Origin of the sequence: Kitasatospora sp. NPDC059577, from assembly GCF_042735475.1 — a bacterium.
Lineage (GTDB): Bacteria > Actinomycetota > Actinomycetes > Streptomycetales > Streptomycetaceae > Kitasatospora.
The window spans coordinates 20,276-39,071 of sequence record NZ_JBHWBZ010000045.1 but is presented as its reverse complement, the minus strand read 5'-3'; the positions used below and the strand labels follow the sequence as shown (position 1 = coordinate 39,071).

Genomic DNA, 18,796 nt, shown 5'->3' with positions numbered 1-18,796 from the left:
CAGCCTGCGGTGGGGTCGGCAGGCGGCGGCGAGGTCAGCAGACGGCGGCGAGCGAGTCGACGAGGATGCCGAGCCCTTCCCTCGCCTCGTCCTCGGTCAGGGTGAGCGGGGGAGCCATCCGCAGGGCGTGGCCGTAGAGGCCGCCCTTGCCGATGAGCAGGCCCCGCTGCTTCGCGTGTTCCAGCACCCGGGCGGCCAGCGCCGGGCTCGGCGCCCCGGTGCCGGGGTCGACCAGGTCGACGGCGAACATCAGGCCCTTGCCCCGGACGTCCCGTGCGACCGGGAGCCGTTCCGCCGCGGACCGCAGGCCGTCGATCAGCAGTCGGCCGAGCCGGTCGGCGTTGGCCTGGAGGTCGTGGGCGAGCAGGTAGTCCAGGGTGGCCTTGGCGGCCGCCGTCGCGATCGGGTTGCCACCGAACGTGGAGATGCCGTTGGCCGGAAGCGCGTCCATCAGCGCGCCGTCCGCGACGACACCGCCGATCGCGAAGCCGTTCCCCAGGCCCTTCGCGAAGGTCATGACGTGGGGCGTCACACCGTGCGCCCGGATGCCCCAGAAGTGCTCTCCGGTACGGCCCCAGCCCGTCTGCACCTCGTCCGAGACCAGCAGGATCCCGTACCGGTCCAGGACCTCCCGGTACCGCGCGAGGAGCCCGTCCGGCGGTGCGGTGAAGCCCCCGACGCCCTGGACGGGCTCCACGATCAGGCAGGCGACGTCGGTGGCGGTGGCCGTGTCGAGGACCTGCTGCAGATCGTCCGTGCAGAAGGCCAGGAAGTCCTCGTCCGACAGGTGCGGGAAGCGCGCGCGGTCGGCGCCGTGCAGGTAGTGCACGTTGACGGGCGAGAGCGAGGAGTTCTTCCAGCTCCGGTTGCCGGTGACGGCCGTGGCCGCGTACGAGCGTCCGTGGTAGCTGTTGCGCAGCGCGAGCACCTGGTCGGACCGGCGGGCGTTGGTGGCGAGCAGCAGCGCCGTCTCGTTGGCCTCGGTGCCGGAGTTGGTGAAGAAGACCTTGGCGTTCGCGATGCCCGACAGCTCCGCGATCCGCTCGGCCAACTCCACCTGGGTGCGGAGGAGGTACAGCGTCGAGGTGTGCGCGATCCCGGTGCGCAGCTGCCGTTCGACGGCCTCCCTCACCTCGGGCACGTCGTACCCGAGCATGTTGGTGAGGATGCCGCCGAAGAAGTCGAGGTAGCTGCGTCCGGCGGAGTCGGTGACGCGGCGCCCCTCGCCGCTCACGATCTCGATCGGCTCGTCGTAGTAGAGCGACATCCACCTCGGCATGACCGCGCGGTGGCGGTCGAGCAGGTTCGACAAGCGAGGCTCACTCTCCTTGCGACAGCACCGACTTGGCGTCGGTCGGGCAGCCGGGACGCGACGCGTGGACGGCTTCCAGGCAAGCTACCCGACCCCCGGTCCGCAGCCCGGTCAATCGGGGACGACACGGGCCGCGAGTGCGCCACCGCGATCCGCCGCCGCGCCTCCTCGGTGCGCCGGCCTGCCGCACCCCCCCCCGCGCCGGGTACGGCTCAGGGCTCGGTGTCCGCGGCGCGGTCGGGGTCGGCGGCGGCCTGGGCGAGGTTGTGCTCCAGGCGTTCCAGGGTGTGCCGGGCGTCGGTGCGTTCGTCGGCGCTCAGGTCGGCGGCGACGAGGTCCTCCAGCTGGGTCCAGACCCGTTCGACCTCGTGGCGCAGGGCCTGGCTGGCGGGGGTGGGTTCGACGAGGGACGCGCGCCGGTCGGTGGGGTCGGGGCGGCGGCGGACGAAGCCGGCCTGTTCGAGGCGCTGGACGGTGCGGGTCATGGTGGCCGCGTCGGAGTCGAGCAGCCGTACGAGGTCGCTCTGGCGCTGCGCGCCGAGTTCCCACAGCTGCATCATGACGAGCTCCTGGCCCGGGTGGAGGCCGAGGGGGCGCAGGAGCTGTCCGGCGTGCATGCGGTGCAGGCGGGCCAGGCGGAAGATCGCGTGGCTGACCGGTCCGCCCCCGGCCGCGGCGGGCAGCGGGACGGTGGCCTCCCGTCCTTCGGGGGTCGGTCGGCCTGCCGGTGTGGGCTGTGTCATCGCTTCCTCACTCACTGCTTGAACAGGAGAACTCTACTCTCCGATGCGCCTCCCCGCGGTTCGTCCGGGCGGGGTGTGGCATACCAGCAGCTCAGAGCATGTGACCTGGATCACATCGTTCTCCGGGAAGGGATTCCCGAGGTTTACTTGTTCGAGCAGGTAACCACCCCGGGTGCGGGTCCGGAAGACCCGGACCGCACAGCACCCCTTCTCCCGAGGGAATGACCATGACCACTGCGTTCGATCCCATCGTCCTGGCCGGCAAGCACCTGGCGAACCGCATCGCGATGGCGCCGATGACCCGCAGCCGGGCCTTCGGCCCCGGCGCCGAACCCACCGAGCTGATGGCGACCTACTACGCGCAGCGCGCCGGCGCCGGACTGATCGTGACCGAGGGCATCCAGCCCTCCGCCGTCGGCCAGGGCTACCCCGACACCCCCGGCCTGCACACGCCCGGTCAGGTCGCCGCGTGGCGGACGGTGACCGACGCCGTGCACCGCGAGGGCGGCGTGGTCTTCGCACAGCTGATGCACACCGGCCGGATCGGCCACCCCAGCCTGCTGCCCGACGGCCTGGTGCCGGTCGGCCCGTCGGCGGTCGCCGCGAAGGGCCAGGTCTACACCGCCGAGGGGCCGAAGGACTTCGTGACGCCCAAGGAGCTGAGCGATGCGGAGACCCGCCGGACGGTCGACGACTTCGCCGCCGCGGCCCGCGCCGCCGTCGAGGCCGGGTTCGACGGCGTGGAGATCCACGGCGCCAACGGCTACCTGGTCCACCAGTTCCTGTCCACCAACGCCAACCGGCGCACCGACGACTGGGGCGGCGAGGTCGAGGGCCGGATCCGCTTCGCCGTCGAGGTGGTCACCGCCGTGGCCGAGGCGATCGGCCCCGACCGCGTGGGCCTGCGGATCTCCCCGGCGAACCCGTACAACGACATCGCCGAGGACGACCACCGCGACACCTACCGCGCCCTGGTGGCCGCGCTGGAGCCGGTCGGCCTCGCCTACCTGCACGTGCTGGAGGGCCCGGACCGCGAACTGACCCTGGAACTGCGCGAGCGGTTCACCGGCACCCTCGTCCTCAACCCGTTCACCCACCCCGAGGCCACCGGCCCGGACGCTCTGGCCCTGGTCGAGGAGGGGACCGCGGACATCATCGCCTTCGGGGCGCTCTTCCTCGCCAACCCCGACCTGCCGGCCCGCCTGGCCGCCGGTGGCCCGTTCAACACCCCCGACACGGCCACCTTCTACGGCGGCGACCACCGCGGCTACACCGACTACCCCACCCTGACCGCCTGACTGCCTGACCGCTCCGGCTGCCCGACCGGCGGAGCCACCGGCGTGGCCGCGCGGCCGGACACCGTCCGTGCGGTCCCCTGGTCCCACGGCCGCCGTCCGTCCCGCCCGTCCCCCTCCGTCTCCAGTCATCTCCACCCGTCACCACCTGGGAGTTCACGATGTCCACTGCAATCACCTTCTCCGAGTACGGCGGGCCCGAGGTCCTGCGGCTGTCGCAGGTCGCCGTGCCCGAGCCCGGCCCGGGCCAGGTCCGGATCAAGGTCAAGGCCGCCTCCGTGAACCCGCTCGACCTGAAGGTCCGCTCCGGCCTGATGGCCGGGACGTCCCCCGTGGACTTTCCGGTGATCCCGGGCCTGGACGCGTCCGGTGTCGTGGACGCGGTCGGCGAGGGCGCGGCCGTGGCCGTGGGGGAGGAGGTCCTCGGCGCCGCCGTGGGTGGCGGCTACGCCGAGTACGCCCTGCTGGAGCGGCCGGTGGCCAAGCCCGAGGGAATGTCCTGGGAGGTGGCCGCCGCGCTGGTCACCGTCGGCCGGACGGCGCACCGGGTGCTGGGGCAGCTCGGCGCTCAGGCGGGCCAGACGCTGCTGGTCCACGGCGCCGCCGGCAGCGTGGGCGTCATCGCGGCGCAGCTGGCCGTCGCCCGCGGCATCACGGTGGTCGGCACGGTCGGCGAGTCGGACATCGAGCGCGTCACCGCGCTCGGAGCGACCGCGGTCCGCTACGGCGACGGCTGGGTCGAGCGGGTGAAGGCCGCCGCTCCCGGCGGTGTGGACCTGGTCCTCGACGCGGCGGGCGCGGGCGTGCTCGCCGATTCCGTGGCGCTGACCGGGGACCCGGGCGCGGTCATCACCATCGCCGACATGTCCGCGCGACAGCACGGCGTGCGCTTCAGCGCGGGCGCCGCCGACCAGACCACCGACCCCCTCCCGGAGCTGGTGCGACTGGCCGCGGCCGGCGGGCTCACCCTGCCGATCGGCCGCACCTACCCGCTCGACCAGGCCGCCACCGCGCACGCGGACCTGGAAGCCCACCGCACCAGCGGCAAGGTGGTCCTCCTGCCCTGACCGGCAGTCACGGGAGGGAACGCGGAAAGGGGCCGGCACCTGGGGAGGCGCCGGACCCTTTCCGACTGTGGAGCGCCAGGCCCGGATCGCACGGACTCTTCCTACTGAAAGTAGGACGTGCTCTGGTAGCACCGCTGACGCCTGGCGAGGAATCATTCTCCCTCGCGACAACAGGAATACTAGCAGCTCACGGAGCGTGCACCGACCGCGCCGAGAGGTGCCTCCGGCGAGCGCTCCACCCCGGCCTCGGCGATGCTCGCGAATGTCAGGCCACCGCCCCCCTACGGCCCAGGGCTCGCACGACCACGGCGACCTGACCGGGCGCGTGGGGAGAAACCCCAGCTTTCTGGGGTACCGGGAGCCCGGGCGCCGTCGAAGACTGTGGCTATGGACACCATCGAGAAGACCCGAACCGCAGACAACCGAGAGATCGTGCGTGCCTTCATCGACGCACTGTTCACCAAGGGCGACCTCGCGGCGGTCGACGAGTACCTCGCCGAGGACTTCCTCGACCACGACCCGCCGGTCGACCCCGACACCGGCCGTGAGGGCATGCGCAGGGCCGCCGCCCTGTTCCGCGGTGCCTTCCCGGACTGGCACTCCACGCCCGACTTCCTCGTCGCCGAGAACGACGTGGTCGTGGAACACTTCAGCGCCACCGGCACCCAGCTCGGCGAGATCTTCGGCGCGCCGGCCACCGGCCGCACCGTCACGCTCCGGGGGATCAACATCTTCCGGCTCCGGGAGGGCCGCATCGTCGAACGCTGGGGTCGGCTCGACGACCTGGGACTGCTGCGCCAGCTCGGGCTCGTCCAGGGCCCGGAGTAGTCGGGAGTAGAGTCGTGTTCGTGGCAGGTGCGGCCGTGGAACGGCGGCTCGCCGACATCGAACGACGGTGCCAAGGCGGGCTGGACACCGCCGCGCTGGGCACGGAGATCCTCGGCCGGCTGCGCCGGGTGGTACCGGCGGAGGCGGCCTTCTCCGCGACCGTCGATCCGGTGACCCTGCTGTTCACCTCGGCGACCGCCGAGGACCCGCTGGGCCCCGCGACGGCGCTCTTCCTCGACAACGAGTTCGGGCGCGCGGACGTCAACAAGTTCGCCGGCCTCGCCCGGGCGGCGGATCCGGTCGGCTCGTTGGACCGGGCCACCGAAGGCAACCGGAGGGACAGCGCCCGCTACCGGGAGATCATGGCCCCCCTCGGGCTCGGCGACGAACTGCGCGCCGCGCTGGTCACCGGGCACCGCTGCTGGGGCGTGCTCTGCCTGCACCGGGAGGACTCCTCCCCGGGCTTCACCGGCGAGGAGATCGCCCTCGTCCGGCGCATCGCGCCGGTGCTGGCGACCGGCCTGCGCACGGCGGTGACCGCAGCACCGCCCCCGGAGGCCACCGCGGGCCCGGACGGGGTGGGCCTCATCCTGCTCGACTCCGCGCTCAGGACCGTGTCCATGAGCCCCGAGGCCGAGCAGTGGCTGACCGACTTCCCCGACGGCGACCGGCAGGACGCCGGCCTGCTCCCGGTCAGCGTGCTCGCGGCCGCCGCCGGCCCGGTGCCCTCGACCGTCCGCGTCCGCGGGCGCTCGGGCCGGTGGCTCGCCCTGCACACCAGCCGCCTGGGCCGGCAGATCGGCGTGGTGGTGGAACCGGCCCGACCGGCGGAACTCGGAGCGGTCCTGCTCAGCGCCCACGGACTCACCGACGCCCAGACCCGCGTCGCAGCCCTGGTCATCCGGGGGCACTCCACCCGTCAGCTGGTCGACGAACTCCACATCTCCGCCAACACCGTGCAGGAACACCTGACCGCCGTCTTCGACAAGTTCGGTGTCCGGAGCCGCCGCGAACTCGTCGCCGTCGTGCTGGCCGACCTGTCAGGGGCCGCGTAGGGAGGGGCGCCGGCCGGCCCGGTCGAGCTCCCGACCCGGGGCGACCCGACACGCGACCCGACTCGCGGCGCGGCTCGTGACCCGACTCGCGGCGCGGCTCGTGACCCGACTCGCGGCGCGATTCCGGCATGGGTGGAATCGCGGCGCCGCTTGCTTCCGGTGCCGGCCGGTGCTCGGGCAAGGTGAGGACCCGACCGTCCTCCCCGATCCGAAGGACCTCCATGATCTTCATCACCGTGAAGTTCCCCGTCCGCCCCGAGCGCGCCGCGCAGTGGCCGGACATCGTCCGCGACTTCACCGAGGCCACCCGCGCCGAACCGGGCAACCTGTTCTTCGACTGGTCCCGCAGCATGGACGACCCGAACGAGTACGTCCTGGTGGAGGGGTTCCGCGACGGCGAGGCCGGCCGGGCCCACGTCGAGTCGGCGCACTTCCGGCAGGCGATGGAGACGCTGTCCGGCGCGGTCGCGGCCAAGCCGAAGATCATCAGCATCGACCTCCCGGAGCGTGACGGCTGGGACCTGATGGGGGAGATCTCGCCCCACGAGTCCTGACCCCGGGCCCCGGGCCTGACCCGGGCCCGAGCCCCGGGCCTGACCCCGCCGCCCGAGCCCGGCGCCCGAGCCCGGGTCCCGGCCCCCGGGACGCTCGTACCCGGGGGCCGGTCGGTCGTCCCGGTCCGCCCACCGGCACACTGGACGGGTCACGGAAGACCAGCAGGAGGAGCGTTCGCCATGGCGGGCCAGACCGGGCCGCGCGCCGCCGACCGCACCCTGGAGGTGCTGGAACTCGTCGCGCAGGCCGACGGGCCGGTCCCGGCCAAGGCCCTGGCCCGCACGCTCGGCTGCGCCCTGTCGACGGTCTACACCCTCCTGGCCCCGCTCACCGAGCGCGGCTACCTGGTGCGCACCGACGGCGGCTACACCCTCGGGTACCGGATCTCGGCCCTCCACCGGGCGTTCCGGCAGCAGATGGGCCTCGCCGACGGCATCGACGGCGTGCTCGCGCGCATGCGGCACTCCACCCACGCCTCCGCGAACTACGTGGCCTACCAGGGCGACGGTCTGGTGATCGCGGACGTGCGGACCGCGGCCGTCGAGGGCGCCGAGCCGGTCGACCTGACCGTCGGTATCGACCCCCGCTCGCACGCCTACGCGCACGGCAAGATCGCCTTGGCCGCCGCCGGGCCGGCCGCGCGCCGCCGCTACCTCGAACAGCCGGGGCTGCACCGGTTCACCCCGCACACCATCGCCTCCGCCGAACGGCTCGACCGGGAGCTGCGGCGGATCCGCCGGATCGGCGTCGCCCTGGACGTCGAGGAGGCCCGGCCGGGGCTGGCCTGTCTGGCCGCCCCCGTGCTCGGGGCGAACGGTGCCGTGATCGGGAGCGTGTCGCTGTCCGTCAGGCCCGAGGATCTGCGGGCCCGCCGGCACCAGCTGATCGCCGCCGTCAAGCAGGCCGCCCGGGAGGCCTCGCCGCTCGCTCTGCCCTGACGACGGCCGTCCGGGTGGCCACCCGCCCCCCGCGGCCGCGGCAGTCGGGGGGTGGGCCGGCACCACCTCGGCTAGCGTCGGCCGTGGGGGACCGGACGGCGGTCGGAGGTCGGCGGCATGGCAACGGCGGCACCTGCGCGGCTGGTGGGCGCGTGGCGGCAGGCAGCGGACCGGCACCTGACGCCGACGAAGCGGTCGCTGGTGGTCATGTGGGCCGCCTTCGGCACCACCTTCGCCACGGTGCGGTTCATCACGCACGGGATCAAGGGCGGCTGGCTGCCGTGGGGCGACGTCTCGGCAGGCGGGAAGCACCTGCACCACTACAACCTCGGCATCGCGGCACTGGCCGGCGTCGGCCTGGTGGCCGTCCGCGGTGACGAGCAGGCGGTCGGCCACCCGGCGGTGGCGGCCGTCTACGGTGCGGGCGCGGCCCTGATCACTGACGAGTTCGCGCTGCTGCTGGACCTGCAGGACGTCTACTGGGCCGAGCAGGGCCGGGTGAGCGTCGACGTGTCGTTCGGCGTGCTCGCCGCGCTCGGCGGCTACCTGTCAGCCGCGCCGTTCTGGCACGAGGTCGTCCGGGTCACCCACCGTCAGTTGACGGCGGGGTGAGGGATCCCGCCCTCCGGCCGTCGGTGACCGCCTCGGCGACCGCCCAGGGAACGCCTCGGGGACACCACCACCTCGGGGAACGCTTCGGGAACGCCTCGGGGAACGGCCGTTCCGGTAACCGCCGTCCGGAGAACGACCGTTCCCGGGAACCGTCGTTCTCCGCCCCGGGGCACGCGGGCCTCGTCAGCGGTGCGGCACGGGCCCGCCCGCGGAGCGCAGCTTGGACTCGGTGAGCGCGGTCAGTCGGGCCGCGACCGGTGCCCGGTCCCCGCGGTGGCCGTTGATCAGCTCGTACTGGGCCGAGGCCTTGGCCCAGGCCCGCAGGCTGGCGGGGTCCCCGAGCAGCCCGGGGTCGGCGAGGTAGTGCTCGGCCATGGAGGTCGCGAGTTCCTCGATCCGCGGGTCGTCCGGCTCCCAGCTCTCGGCCTCCCAGCCGCGCTTGGTCAGCTCGATGTGTACGGGGTCGTCCAGCCCGTGTTCGAGCTGGGACAGGAAGCCGTCGAAGCCCTCCGGCACCAGCGCCCGGGCCAGGACCAGGGCCTCGCGTTGCGCGGCCACGTAGTCGGGGCCGAAGCCGAGGTCGGCCATCCGGGCCAGGACCGCGCAGGCCCGGTCGGGCAGCAGGGCCCGGTCGCCGTCGGCGAGCCGGCGCAGCGTGTCGCGGCGGGCGACGAGTTCGTCGATGCGCGCGGTGAGCTGCCGTTCGACGTCGGCGAGTTCGGCGCCGAACCGCTCGGCGTCGGAGTCGAGCACGGGCCCGATCCCGGCCAGCGGGACGCCTGCGGTGGCCAGGGTCCGCACCTGCACCAGCTGCAGCAACTCGCCGGAGCCGTAACGCCGGTAGCCGGAGCCGTCCCGGTCCGGCTCCGCGACCAGGCCGAGCTTGTGGTAGTGCCGCACCGTCTTCACCGTGACGCCGACGAACGCGGCCGCCTGCCCGATCGTCACCCCGTTCCCCGCTGCGTTCCTCATCGGCCCAGCTTGCCGCAGAACACCGCGTCGACGAAACGCTGTTGGGCGGCCCGGAACGCCGGGGCTATCGACAGGTCGGCGTCGTCCACCCAGGTCAGCCCGGCGGTCAGGGTCGTGCTGCCGTCGGGGGCGCCGTACATCAGCGCCGCCGAGCCCATGGTGGCGCCGTTGTGGTGGAAGACGGTGCCGGCCGCGGTGTCCTGCGCGAACACCCCCAGGCCGTAGCCGACGGTCGCCTCCGGGGTGCGCATCTCGGCCAGCAGCTCGGCCGGCAGGAGCCTGCCGCCCATCAACGCGGAGAAGTAGGTGTGCAGGTCCCGGGTGGTCGAGATCATGTCCCCGCCGGCGCCGACCCAGGTCGGGTTCTGCCGGGTGACGTCGACCGTCCGCTCCCGCCCGGCGTCCTCGTAGCGGTAGTAGCCGTGGTTGTACGGCTCCGGGACCTCCGGCGAGGCGCCCGGCGCACGGGTGCCGGTCATGCCCAGCGGTCCCAGGACCAGCCGCTGCACCTCCTCGGCGAACGGACGGCCGGTGACCCGCTCGACCACCAGCCGGGCCAGCACGTAGTTGGTGTTCGCGTAGCTCCAGCCCGTCCCCGGCGCGAACCGGGCCGGCCTGGACAGCGACAACCTCACCAGCTCCTCGGGCGGATAGGTCCTGAACCGGTTGTCCACCCACTCCTTGCCCTGCCAGGGAACGCCGAGCGCGACCGTCCCGTCCTCGTAGAGCTCGCCGGTGTGGTTGAAGATCCCGCTGGTGTGCTGCAGCAGCATCCGCACCGTGATCCGCCGGTCGAGCCCGAACTCGGGCAGGTAGCCGGCGGCCGGGACGTCAAGGCCGATCCGGCCCTCGGCCACCAGCAGCAGCACCGAGGTGGCGACGAAGCTCTTGGTGCTGCTGCCGATCCGGAAGTGTCCGTTCGTCAGCGCCTCGGCGCTCCCGCCCAGCTCGCGGACGCCGGCACCGCCGACCCACTCGCCCCGCTCGTCGTTCACCCGGACCTGGACCCCGAGGAATCCGGACTCGATCAACTCATCGACCGCAGCCCGCAGTTGCGGACGATTCAGGACCTGACCGGAAAGATCGGTGGACATGGCTGCTCCTTCGCCTCGGTGGTGCCCGGTGCGGCGTCCTGCCGCTGCGACGAGCCTCCACCCTGCCCCGAGGTCAACCTCAACCGTGATCCGGCTCACAGCGTCACCGCTGCGGCGCGGTCCGGCTCAGCGCCTGCGTGAAGGCTGCCGTGTGACGGGCGATGTGTGCCGCGTCGGTGAGGTACAGGGCGTCGTGCCCGGCGGTGACGTGCTCGACGAACGCCGCGGAGCCGGCCTCGGCCTGCCCGCGCATGTGACGTACCAGGTGCTCAAGCCGGTGCCGGGCCGTGTCGGCCAGTGCTGCGCGGCCACCGTCGTCCAGCCCGTAGGCGTCCGCGAGGAGCCGCAGCCTGCGCACCTGCTCCCCGACCGGGAGGGTGAAGTCCTCGTTGCCCGGATCGGTCAGCGGCACGAACCGGTAGGCGGCGTAGGCGAGGTCCCAGACGCGCGGACCGGGATGGGCGGTGTCGAAATCGATGAACGCGACCGGCCGCTCGTCGCGGAAGACGCAGTTGTACGGGGCGACGTCGCCGTGACAGATCACCTCGGCCGGCTCACGGGCGGGAAAGTACCACCGGGCGTCCGCCCCAGGCACGAAGCCGACGGTGGCGTCGTGGTACGCGCGCAGCATCACCGCCACGGCCCGCAGCGCCGCGTCCGACCGCACGTGGTCCGGCAGCGGGTAACCGGCGACGCGACCGGGGACGAAATCGAGGACCTCCCGGCCCTCGGCGTCGAAACCGTGCCCTCGCGGGGCACCGGCGAACCCCGCCTCCCCCAGGTGGTCCAGCAGGGCCTGGACCGTGCGACTCCACGGACCCGCGGGCCGCCGGACCGTCGAACCGACCCGCACGACGTGGTTGACGCCGCCGCCCGCCAGCGCGTCCCCGTCCGACCGCCGCGACGCCGTCATGCGGAGCCCCCGTGGCCGCCGCTGCGACCGGCAGGCCCCCGCTCCCGACTGCTGACCACCCGTCCACTCATGCCGTGCATCATGCACCACCTGCTGCTCGCCCCCGTCACCGGTGAACGCGACGGGGGCGAGGAACGAGCCGCTTCCGCCGGGGGCGCCCCGGGCCGGTCAGGCGTCGAGCACCTGGCCGTCGCGCTTGACGACCGGCCCCTGCGTCGACCACGGGAACTCGATCCAGTGGTCGGTCCGCTTCCACACGTACTCGCACTTCACGAGCGAGTGCGACTTCTCGTAGATGACGGCGGACCGCACCTCGGCGACGTGACCGAGGCAGAAGTCGTGCACCAGCTTCAGCGTCTTGCCCGTGTCGGCGACGTCGTCGGCGATCAGGACCTTCTTGGCGGTGAAGTCGATCGCCGCGGGGACGGGCGCCAGCATGACGGGCATCTCCAGGGTGGTGCCCACGCCCGTGTAGAACTCCACGTTCACGAGGTGGATGTTCTTGCAGTCCAGCGCGTACGCAAGACCGCCGGCCACGAACACACCGCCACGGGCGATGCTCAGGATGAGATCGGGCTCGTACCCGTCGTCGGCGATCGTCTGCGCGAGTTCGCGCACCACCCGACCGAATTCCTGGTAATCCAAGGTCTCGCGCACGTCAGTCACAGCGCCCAGTGTCCTCGGCCGCCGGCCGGGCGGGGAGCACCGGCACGCCGGGGAGCGGAAGCAGAACGAGCGCGCGTGCGACGAAAACCGGCCCCCACCGCGTTAGAGAGACATGGACCGCTCAACCACCCCGGACTTCCGGGAGTTCGCCGCGGCACGGGGGCAGCACCTGGTCAGGACCGCCTTCCTGCTGACGGGCGGCGACGCGTACCTCGCCGAGGACCTCGCCCAGGAGGCCCTCGGCAAGCTCTACGGGAAGTGGCGCCGCGTGGCGCGCCTGGACAACCCCGCCGGCTACGCCCAGACCGTCCTGGTCAACACCTTCCTGTCCCACCGTCGGCGCCGCAGCAGCACCGAGCACGTGACCGACACCTTCGCCGAGGCCGCGGTCGCCGACTCCGACCCCGCCCTGCGCCTGACCCTGTTGCGGGCGCTGGGCGAACTGCCCCCGCCGGACCGGGCCGTCCTCGTCCTGCGCTTCTGGGAGGACCGCAGCGTCGAGGACACGGCGCACGTCCTGCAGCTGAGCGCGGGCGCCGTACGGTCGCGCAGTTCCCGCGCCCTGACGCGGCTGCGTGCCGTGCTGGGCACGGAGTTGGACGACCTCGCCCGCTCCTGACCGAACCGCGTCCACCGCACCCACGAACGAGATGAGGAGTCACGGCATGTCCCCGGACGACACCTTCGCGCGCCTCCTGCGCGACGCCGCCGACCTGGCCCCCGCCCCGTCGGCGGCCGGCCTCGCCGACGGCGCCCGCCGGCACCACCGCCGGCACCGGCGCCGCCAGGCGGTGCTGACCGGCGGCGCGGCCCTCACCGCGGCCGCCGTCGTCGCCCTGGCCGTGTGGCACCCGGGCGCCGACGCGGGCACCGGCACCGCCACGGCACCCACCGCCGGGTGGCCCGAGCAGATCACCGCCCGGTTCATGACCGACACGCTCACCTCCGTCCTGCCGCCCGGCCGGATCGGCGCCACGCACGGCAACGGCGTCGGTGACGGGCCCGTCCCCGGCCTGCCGCCGTCCGCGTTCGTGCTCTACGACGACGGCAACGGCGCCGGCATGGTGAACCTGACCATCAACCGCGCCGCCCTGCCGATCACCGACGCCACCCGGGGCACCCAGTGCGTCGACCCGGTCGAGGCACCGAGCGAGGGCTGCGAGCGCACCGTCCTGCCCGACGGGGGCATCGTGGTGGTCGACAAACTGGCCCCCGACGCGCAGGCCCAGGTCACCAAGTGGCAGGCGACCTACACCGGCACCGACGGGCGCCAGGTGGGCATCTGGGAGGTCAACTCCACCAGCTTCGGGCCCCCGCTGTCCCGCCCCGCCCCACCGCTGACCAGCGCACAGCTCGTCGCCGCCGTCACCAGCAGCGCCTGGAACCCGGTCTTCGCCAACCCCGCCCCGACCGGGACCACGGGCACCGCACCCGCCGCGTCCGGACCGGCACCCGCGCAGATCCTGGCCACCGCCACCACCCTGCTCCCGCCCGGCGCAGTCACGGACAGCGGCGCCGCGCAGCACACCCCGGGCCAGGCCCACCTCTCGCTCACCCTGGAAGGCCGGACCAGCATGCTCGCCGTCCACATCCAGCCCCGCCCGGGCGACAAGGCCGAAGCGGCCCGCGAACGCGAGGCGTTCGAGCAGGACACGTCGGGCACCCTCACGCACGCCCCGGACGGGTCGAGCGTGCTGGTACGGGAGACCGGCGCGACCAAGACCGGCGGAGGCCCGACACTGTGGTGGAGCGTGGAGGTCCTGCACCCGGACGGCACCCGCGTCCTCGCGACCGAATGGAACGGCACCAGCGAAGCCCAGGCACTCCCGGGCACCCCGGCCCTGACGGTCGACCAACTCAGGACCATCGCCACCGCCCCCGCCTGGCGCCCCTGACCGGCCCCTGGATCACGAGGCAGCCTGTCAGCAGGCCGTCCGGCCCCGGCACGCCGGGGAACGGAATTGCCGGCCGTGACCCGGCGGCGGCGCGCCGGAGCGTGCCTGGCATCCTGGCCGCATGGACGCTGATGCCCTGACCCCGGTTCACCTCGACGCGGTGATGGACGGGTTGGCCGTGAACTCCGCCCTGCCGGCTCCCATGGTCCGGCGGATGTTCGGATGGCGGCGGGGCTGGGGACGGGTGGCGGGGCGCCCGGACCTCACGGAGGACATGATCGCGGAGATCATCGCGCTCGACGACGAATGGCTCCTGCACAGCCTGGCGCTCAACGACCGGCTGCCGGACCGGTTCCGTATCCAGCTGGCCGCCCATCGGGACAAGTCCGTGCGGTCCGCGCTCGTCAGCCGGGCAGCGACCGCACCGAGGGCGGTGCTGGAGCGGCTCATCGACGATCCGGAGCCCAAGGTGCGCGAGGAGCTCGCCAGGAACGACCACACGCCGTCCGACCTCCGGTTCCGTCTCGCCGCCGACCCCGACCCCGCGGTGCGCGCCGAGTTGGCGAAGCACTGGACACAGGCGCCGGAAGCGGTCCGCCGGATCCTGCTGACCGATCCGGCGGCCACGGTCCGCGCCGCGGCCTGCGCCACCTACTTCGCGCGCCTTCCGCATCCGGTACCGCCCGCAGACCTGGTGCCGGCACTGCTGGCGGACCCGGGGACCCGGGCGGGCGCGGTGGTCCACGCGGTTCTCGACGCGGACACGCTCCGGTCGCTCGCCGAGGACCCGGACGGCGAGGTGCGCGCCCAACTGGCCCGGCATCCCGACGTGCCGCCGAACGTGCGCGACGTCCTCGCCGTCGATCCGTCCTTGCGCGTCCGGGTGAACGTCTTCGCCCGGCCCGACACCCCGGAGCACGTGCGGGCGGAGATCCACGCCTCGGTCCACGAGCTTGCGCACGCGCTGGTCGACCCGGGCCCCGACGCCGACGATGACGCGCTCCTGCAGTGGTGCATGGACGCCTCCGCACCCACGGAACTGCGGATCCTGCGCCTGGACTGGGTCAGGGCCGATCCGCTGCCGCACGTCGATTCGCCCCATGTGGCCTTCCGGGTCTCAGCGGCTGCCGGCGGCAAGGCTCTGCCTGTCGATGCGGTGGCCCGACTGCTCGACGACGAGGAGGAGATCGTCCGGCTCACCATGGCGTACGCCGCCCCGCACTTGGTCGACCTCGCGACGGCCGAGGCCATCGAGCGCCGCTACCGTAGACGGGACAAGTTCACGTTCTGGTGGGACAAGGCGGAGGTCCTGACGTTTCCCCCGGAAACCTTGCGCCGCTTCGCCACCGACCCCGAGCCCCGCCTCCGCTCCTTCGCGCCCCGCGACCCGGATCTGCCCCCGGAAGTCGCCCAGAAGCTGGCCACGGACCCCGACGTGCGAGTCCGCCGCGCGGTTGCGCAGCACCGCAACCTCCCGCTCTCCTCTCTGCTCCGCCTCCTCGCCGACTCCTCGGAGTTCGTCGCGGAGGCCGCTGCCGCGTCGCCGTTCCTTCCCGTCGAGCAGATGGACCGGCTGCTGACCCGGGCGGGCGTGTAGGCCCTGTCGCCAAGCGGCGAGTGCGTGCGGCCTGATCTCCGCTCAGGCCGTCGAATACCGACTGTCACCGGACAGGGGATACGCTCTGGCCCACGGCCATCGGTTGATCTTCGTCTGTCGCCACAACGCACGACGATCGAACGGTGGCCGCACCCGTGCCCGGCAGGTCACCGGTGTCGCCCTGGACGCGCGGCCGCGCGAGGCGGAGAGCGCCGGGATCGACGCCCGGTGCGAACCGGGCCGCGTCAACGGCCTGTAGCGGTACGGCCTGTAGCGGTACGGCCCGTAGCGGGACGGCCCGTCCCGGGCGGACGGCCCGTCCCTTCGCCGGCGGCTCAGCCCTCCGTCGGCCCGGCATGCCGGCTCATGCCGCGCCGAGCAGGAGTGCGAGCGCGTCGGCCGTGCCGGGGTGCCGGCCGAGCAGGGCCGAGCCCGTCGGGGTGCCCGGTGCCGCCCAGGTGCCGTCGCAGCCGAGGAGGTCCGCGAGGGCGTCGCAGGTGCCGGGGTGCGTGGCGAGCAGGGCGGATCCCCGGCCGGCGGGTTCGATGCCGGGTGTGGCCGGTTCGGGCGCCGTCGCGCGCCACGGCGGGACCCAGGCGTCCAGGGCGGGGAGCCGGCCGGGGAAGAGGCGTCCGGCTTCTCGGGTCAGCAGGGGTGCCAGGTCGGCGCCGCCGGCGCGCAGGGTGGTGATGAGGGTGGGCAGCCAGGGCAGCAGGACCGGGTCGGGCAGCCGGGCGAAGGCGTTGGAGACGGCTTCGACGACGAGGTCGACCAGCCCCGGGACGGGCTCCAGCGCGTGCAGGAGCCCGCTGAGGTAGCGGGGGTAGGCGGGCAGCATGAGCGGGTTGCCGAGCAGTTCGGCGCAGCGTTCGCGCAGGTCGTGGCGGGTGAGGTGGCCGAGGTGGACCTGTGCGGCCCACAGCAGGGCGACCTTCGACGGTTCCTCCGGGTGGGACTGCGCGACGGCCAGTTCGAGCTGGGTGCGGTCGCTGCCGAGCGAGAGCGCCAGGCTCTCCATGCCGAAGAGGAAGCCCAGGGTCGCCGCGACCTGACGCACCGTCGCCGCTTCGTCGGTGAAGGCCGTCGGCAGCAGGGTGCAGTAGTGCGCGTACCCGGTCTTGGCGAACCGTTCGATCCATTCCGGGAGGACGGGTTCGCTGGTGCGGTAGAAGGCGAGCAGCTTCCGTACCCGGCGCAGTACTTCGGGCGCGCCGTCGACGCTGCGTTCGGTGGACAGCGCCTCGAGTGCCCGGGTGCCGAGTTCGTCGGCGAGCCGGCGGCTGCCCAGGTAGCGGGTGGCGTCCTCGACGGTCCGCAGGACGACCGCGGCGTCGGCCTGCGGGGAGTTGGCGTCGCGGCGCAGTCGCTGTTCGAGGACCTGTTCGAGGCTGACGCCTTCGTAGCCGAGCTGGATCAGGGCCCGTTGGTGGGTGCCGAGGGAGACGTCCCAGGACTCCTGTACGGAGGTCTCGCCGAGGGTGCGTTCGCCCATGATGGGGCGGGCGGCGTCGGGGATCAGGTGGCGCAGCATCCAGAGCACGTCGGAGCAGGGCCGCAGGTCGGGGTCGGACTTGAGGTCGAGCAGGGCCCGTTTGACGCCGCGGGTCTGGAGGTTCAGGCCGAGCGGCGCGAGGCGGTCGTGGACCTCGCGGGCGAGCGGTGGCAGTGATTCGTAGCCGACCTGGCCGATCCGGTCGCCGCCCATCATGATCTCGACGAGGCGGCGGACGTCGCGCCGGCCGGGGACGGTGTCCTTCTCGATGCAGGTGACCGCCGCGTCCTCGAAGTCGTACGGGGTGGGCTTGGCCCGGTCGCGCATCCCGGCGAGCAGGATGGCGGTCTCGTACACGGCGATGGCGTCGGCGGTGGAGGCGAGGTAGCCGTTGCCGCGGGCGGCGCGCACGATGTCGACGGACCAGCCGAGCAGTTCCTCCTGGTCGAGCCGGTCGAGGGCGGGCGGGCGCTGGAGGAACCGGGACAGCTGGTCGGTGGCGTCGGTGTCGGTCACCGGCGTGGGCGCGGCGGCCTTGCCTGCCCGGGCGGAGGTGGCCCCGGCCTTCGTGCCCGTCCTGCCACCGGCCTGGCCCTTCAGCCGGTAGGGCTGGGTGCGGGTGCGCTTGAGGTTCTTCGCCCACTGGGTCGCGGCGATGGACACGGAGCCGCGTTCGAGGCCGAACTGCGCCTCGATGGCGGAGTGGCTGGAGGGGATCAGGCCGTACTGCCACTCGGTGGCGGTGCGCGGGGTGACGGTGAAGGTGTCGGAGCCGTGGAGTCCGAACTCGGCGACGCGGCCGGCGGCGTGGAAGGCGCCGCAGACGTACACGCTGTCGGCCGGGTCGGCGCCGGTGGCGGCCAGGTGTTCGCGGATGCGGGTCCACATGTACCGTTCGCGGTCCTCGTCCACGCGGACGCGGTCCGGGTCGCCGGGTGCGAGCCGGCGGAACAGGCTGCCGATCAGGAACATGACCTGCCGGTAGGTGTCGTGGTCGGCGTCGCCGAGCGGCACCTCGACGTACTGGTGCCACCACTCCGACCAGTGCCGCACGTTGCCGTGGCGCAGGAGGTGCTTCTCCAGGTCGGCGAAGCGGGGCCGCAGGTCGCCGAGTTCGACGCCGACGGCGTCGCCGTGCAGCGCGGACTCCTCCTCGCCCGCGGCGGGTTCGGCCGGTGCGTCCGGCCGGGGCTGCCACTGGAAGACGTGGTCGCTGGACCGGTCGACGAGGACCAGGTCGACACCGGGCGTCTCCAGCGCGTAGGCGATGGCCTGGTACTCGGCGGAGGCCTCGGTGATCGGCGCGACGACGGACAGCGGCGCCCAGTCGGCGGGGAACCCGTCGATGCGGGTGGCGAACGCCTGGACCGCCACCGGCAGGCGGCAGTTGCGCAGTTCGGTGAGGACCGGCGTCATGTCCTCGCACAGCTCCAGGAACACCGTCCTGGGCTGCTTGGCGCGCAGCCGGCGGGCCATGGCGGTGGCGGAGGCGGGGGAGTGGTGGCAGACGGGGAAGATCTCCATCGGCTCGCGCAGGGCGCGGTCGACGTCGTCGACGAGGCCGTGCAGGATGCCGTCCAGGGCGCCGGGTCCTCCGGCGAACTCTACGGCCGCGTCGTGCAGTTGGGTGCGCAGGGCGGCGAAGGTGTCGGGTGCGGGGTGGGGGCCCGCCCGCCGCCCCGCCCGCGGGGGGGCCCCCCCCCTCACAGACGCGCCCGGTGGGGGTGGCGCGCGGCGCGGACACGCCGACCCGCGCCGCGCC

General features: G+C 73.5%; 17 protein-coding genes. 10 read left to right on the top strand and 7 right to left on the bottom strand.

Annotation, left to right across the window (positions count from 1 at the left end):
• Nucleotides 1-34: 34 nt before the first annotated feature.
• Entirely contained in the window at nt 35-1,312 is a 1,278-nt protein-coding gene (locus tag ACFV0O_RS28485; RefSeq protein ID WP_380346530.1) for an aspartate aminotransferase family protein, read from the bottom strand.
• A 212-nt stretch (nt 1,313-1,524) separates the two neighbouring features.
• Nucleotides 1,525-2,055, bottom strand: coding sequence for a MarR family winged helix-turn-helix transcriptional regulator (locus ACFV0O_RS28480; RefSeq protein ID WP_380346529.1), 531 nt, complete (start codon nt 2,053-2,055; stop codon nt 1,525-1,527).
• Between the two features lie 227 nt (nt 2,056-2,282).
• Between ACFV0O_RS28480 and ACFV0O_RS28475 the strand changes: the two genes are divergently transcribed.
• The 7 genes from ACFV0O_RS28475 to ACFV0O_RS28445 all read left to right on the top strand — a co-directional run bounded on the left by ACFV0O_RS28475 (nt 2,283) and on the right by ACFV0O_RS28445 (nt 8,405).
• On the top strand, nt 2,283-3,353 hold the full coding sequence (locus ACFV0O_RS28475) for an alkene reductase (RefSeq protein ID WP_380346528.1): 1,071 nt from the start codon (nt 2,283-2,285) through the stop codon (nt 3,351-3,353).
• A gap of 158 nt (nt 3,354-3,511) precedes the next feature.
• A complete protein-coding gene (locus ACFV0O_RS28470; RefSeq protein ID WP_380346527.1) occupies nt 3,512-4,417 on the top strand; it encodes an NADP-dependent oxidoreductase in 906 nt (301 codons plus the stop codon).
• A 387-nt stretch (nt 4,418-4,804) separates the two neighbouring features.
• Entirely contained in the window at nt 4,805-5,245 is a 441-nt protein-coding gene (locus tag ACFV0O_RS28465; protein ID WP_380346526.1) for an ester cyclase, read from the top strand.
• A gap of 20 nt (nt 5,246-5,265) precedes the next feature.
• Nucleotides 5,266-6,300 carry a LuxR C-terminal-related transcriptional regulator gene (locus ACFV0O_RS28460; protein ID WP_380346525.1) on the top strand — a complete coding sequence of 345 codons (1,035 nt, stop codon included), beginning with the start codon at nt 5,266-5,268 and terminating at the stop codon, nt 6,298-6,300.
• Between the two features lie 221 nt (nt 6,301-6,521).
• Complete coding sequence (locus tag ACFV0O_RS28455) at nt 6,522-6,854, top strand: putative quinol monooxygenase (RefSeq protein WP_360263135.1); 333 nt, start codon at nt 6,522-6,524, stop codon at nt 6,852-6,854.
• A gap of 180 nt (nt 6,855-7,034) precedes the next feature.
• Nucleotides 7,035-7,793, top strand: a complete 759-nt coding sequence (locus ACFV0O_RS28450; RefSeq protein WP_380346524.1) for an IclR family transcriptional regulator — start codon at nt 7,035-7,037, stop codon at nt 7,791-7,793.
• A 117-nt stretch (nt 7,794-7,910) separates the two neighbouring features.
• A complete protein-coding gene (locus ACFV0O_RS28445) occupies nt 7,911-8,405 on the top strand; it encodes a hypothetical protein (protein WP_380346523.1) in 495 nt (164 codons plus the stop codon).
• Nucleotides 8,406-8,588: 183 nt separating this feature from the next.
• Here ACFV0O_RS28445 and ACFV0O_RS28440 read toward each other — a convergent pair whose 3' ends face one another.
• From ACFV0O_RS28440 to ACFV0O_RS28425, 4 genes are all read right to left on the bottom strand, one after another.
• Complete coding sequence (locus ACFV0O_RS28440) at nt 8,589-9,377, bottom strand: MerR family DNA-binding transcriptional regulator (protein ID WP_380346522.1); 789 nt, start codon at nt 9,375-9,377, stop codon at nt 8,589-8,591.
• Nucleotides 9,374-10,471: a serine hydrolase domain-containing protein gene (locus ACFV0O_RS28435; RefSeq protein WP_380346521.1), complete on the bottom strand. Its 1,098-nt coding sequence runs from the start codon at nt 10,469-10,471 to the stop codon at nt 9,374-9,376. Before ACFV0O_RS28435 ends, ACFV0O_RS28440 begins: the two co-directional genes overlap by 4 nt.
• A gap of 103 nt (nt 10,472-10,574) precedes the next feature.
• Entirely contained in the window at nt 10,575-11,384 is an 810-nt protein-coding gene (locus ACFV0O_RS28430; RefSeq protein WP_380346520.1) for a phosphotransferase, read from the bottom strand.
• Between the two features lie 168 nt (nt 11,385-11,552).
• A complete protein-coding gene (locus tag ACFV0O_RS28425) occupies nt 11,553-12,050 on the bottom strand; it encodes a phosphoribosyltransferase (protein ID WP_380346519.1) in 498 nt (165 codons plus the stop codon).
• Between the two features lie 112 nt (nt 12,051-12,162).
• Between ACFV0O_RS28425 and ACFV0O_RS28420 the strand changes: the two genes are divergently transcribed.
• The 3 genes from ACFV0O_RS28420 (at nt 12,163) to ACFV0O_RS28410 (ending at nt 15,542) form a co-directional block, all read left to right on the top strand.
• Nucleotides 12,163-12,669: a SigE family RNA polymerase sigma factor gene (locus ACFV0O_RS28420; RefSeq protein ID WP_380346518.1), complete on the top strand. Its 507-nt coding sequence runs from the start codon at nt 12,163-12,165 to the stop codon at nt 12,667-12,669.
• Between the two features lie 46 nt (nt 12,670-12,715).
• Nucleotides 12,716-13,945, top strand: a complete 1,230-nt coding sequence (locus tag ACFV0O_RS28415) for a hypothetical protein (RefSeq protein WP_380346517.1) — start codon at nt 12,716-12,718, stop codon at nt 13,943-13,945.
• Between the two features lie 121 nt (nt 13,946-14,066).
• Entirely contained in the window at nt 14,067-15,542 is a 1,476-nt protein-coding gene (locus ACFV0O_RS28410) for a hypothetical protein (RefSeq protein ID WP_380346516.1), read from the top strand.
• Between the two features lie 364 nt (nt 15,543-15,906).
• On the opposite strand, the gene ACFV0O_RS28405 is transcribed toward ACFV0O_RS28410, so the two are convergent.
• Nucleotides 15,907-18,669, bottom strand: a complete 2,763-nt coding sequence (locus ACFV0O_RS28405; RefSeq protein ID WP_380346555.1) for a hypothetical protein — start codon at nt 18,667-18,669, stop codon at nt 15,907-15,909.
• Nucleotides 18,670-18,796 lie beyond the last annotated feature (127 nt).

What these genes read in the sequence shown, in the direction of transcription:
- ACFV0O_RS28480 (WP_380346529.1), bottom strand. Translation starts at nt 2,055, where the DNA reads ATGACACAGCCCACACCGGCAGGCCGACCGACCCCCGAAGGACGGGAG.
- ACFV0O_RS28475 (WP_380346528.1), top strand. Translation starts at nt 2,283, where the DNA reads ATGACCACTGCGTTCGATCCCATCGTCCTGGCCGGCAAGCACCTGGCG.
- ACFV0O_RS28470 (WP_380346527.1), top strand. Translation starts at nt 3,512, where the DNA reads ATGTCCACTGCAATCACCTTCTCCGAGTACGGCGGGCCCGAGGTCCTG.
- ACFV0O_RS28465 (WP_380346526.1), top strand. Translation starts at nt 4,805, where the DNA reads ATGGACACCATCGAGAAGACCCGAACCGCAGACAACCGAGAGATCGTG.
- ACFV0O_RS28455 (WP_360263135.1), top strand. Translation starts at nt 6,522, where the DNA reads ATGATCTTCATCACCGTGAAGTTCCCCGTCCGCCCCGAGCGCGCCGCG.
- ACFV0O_RS28450 (WP_380346524.1), top strand. Translation starts at nt 7,035, where the DNA reads ATGGCGGGCCAGACCGGGCCGCGCGCCGCCGACCGCACCCTGGAGGTG.
- ACFV0O_RS28445 (WP_380346523.1), top strand. Translation starts at nt 7,911, where the DNA reads ATGGCAACGGCGGCACCTGCGCGGCTGGTGGGCGCGTGGCGGCAGGCA.
- ACFV0O_RS28440 (WP_380346522.1), bottom strand. Translation starts at nt 9,377, where the DNA reads ATGAGGAACGCAGCGGGGAACGGGGTGACGATCGGGCAGGCGGCCGCG.
- ACFV0O_RS28435 (WP_380346521.1), bottom strand. Translation starts at nt 10,471, where the DNA reads ATGTCCACCGATCTTTCCGGTCAGGTCCTGAATCGTCCGCAACTGCGG.
- ACFV0O_RS28430 (WP_380346520.1), bottom strand. Translation starts at nt 11,384, where the DNA reads ATGACGGCGTCGCGGCGGTCGGACGGGGACGCGCTGGCGGGCGGCGGC.
- ACFV0O_RS28420 (WP_380346518.1), top strand. Translation starts at nt 12,163, where the DNA reads ATGGACCGCTCAACCACCCCGGACTTCCGGGAGTTCGCCGCGGCACGG.
- ACFV0O_RS28415 (WP_380346517.1), top strand. Translation starts at nt 12,716, where the DNA reads ATGTCCCCGGACGACACCTTCGCGCGCCTCCTGCGCGACGCCGCCGAC.
- ACFV0O_RS28410 (WP_380346516.1), top strand. Translation starts at nt 14,067, where the DNA reads ATGGACGCTGATGCCCTGACCCCGGTTCACCTCGACGCGGTGATGGAC.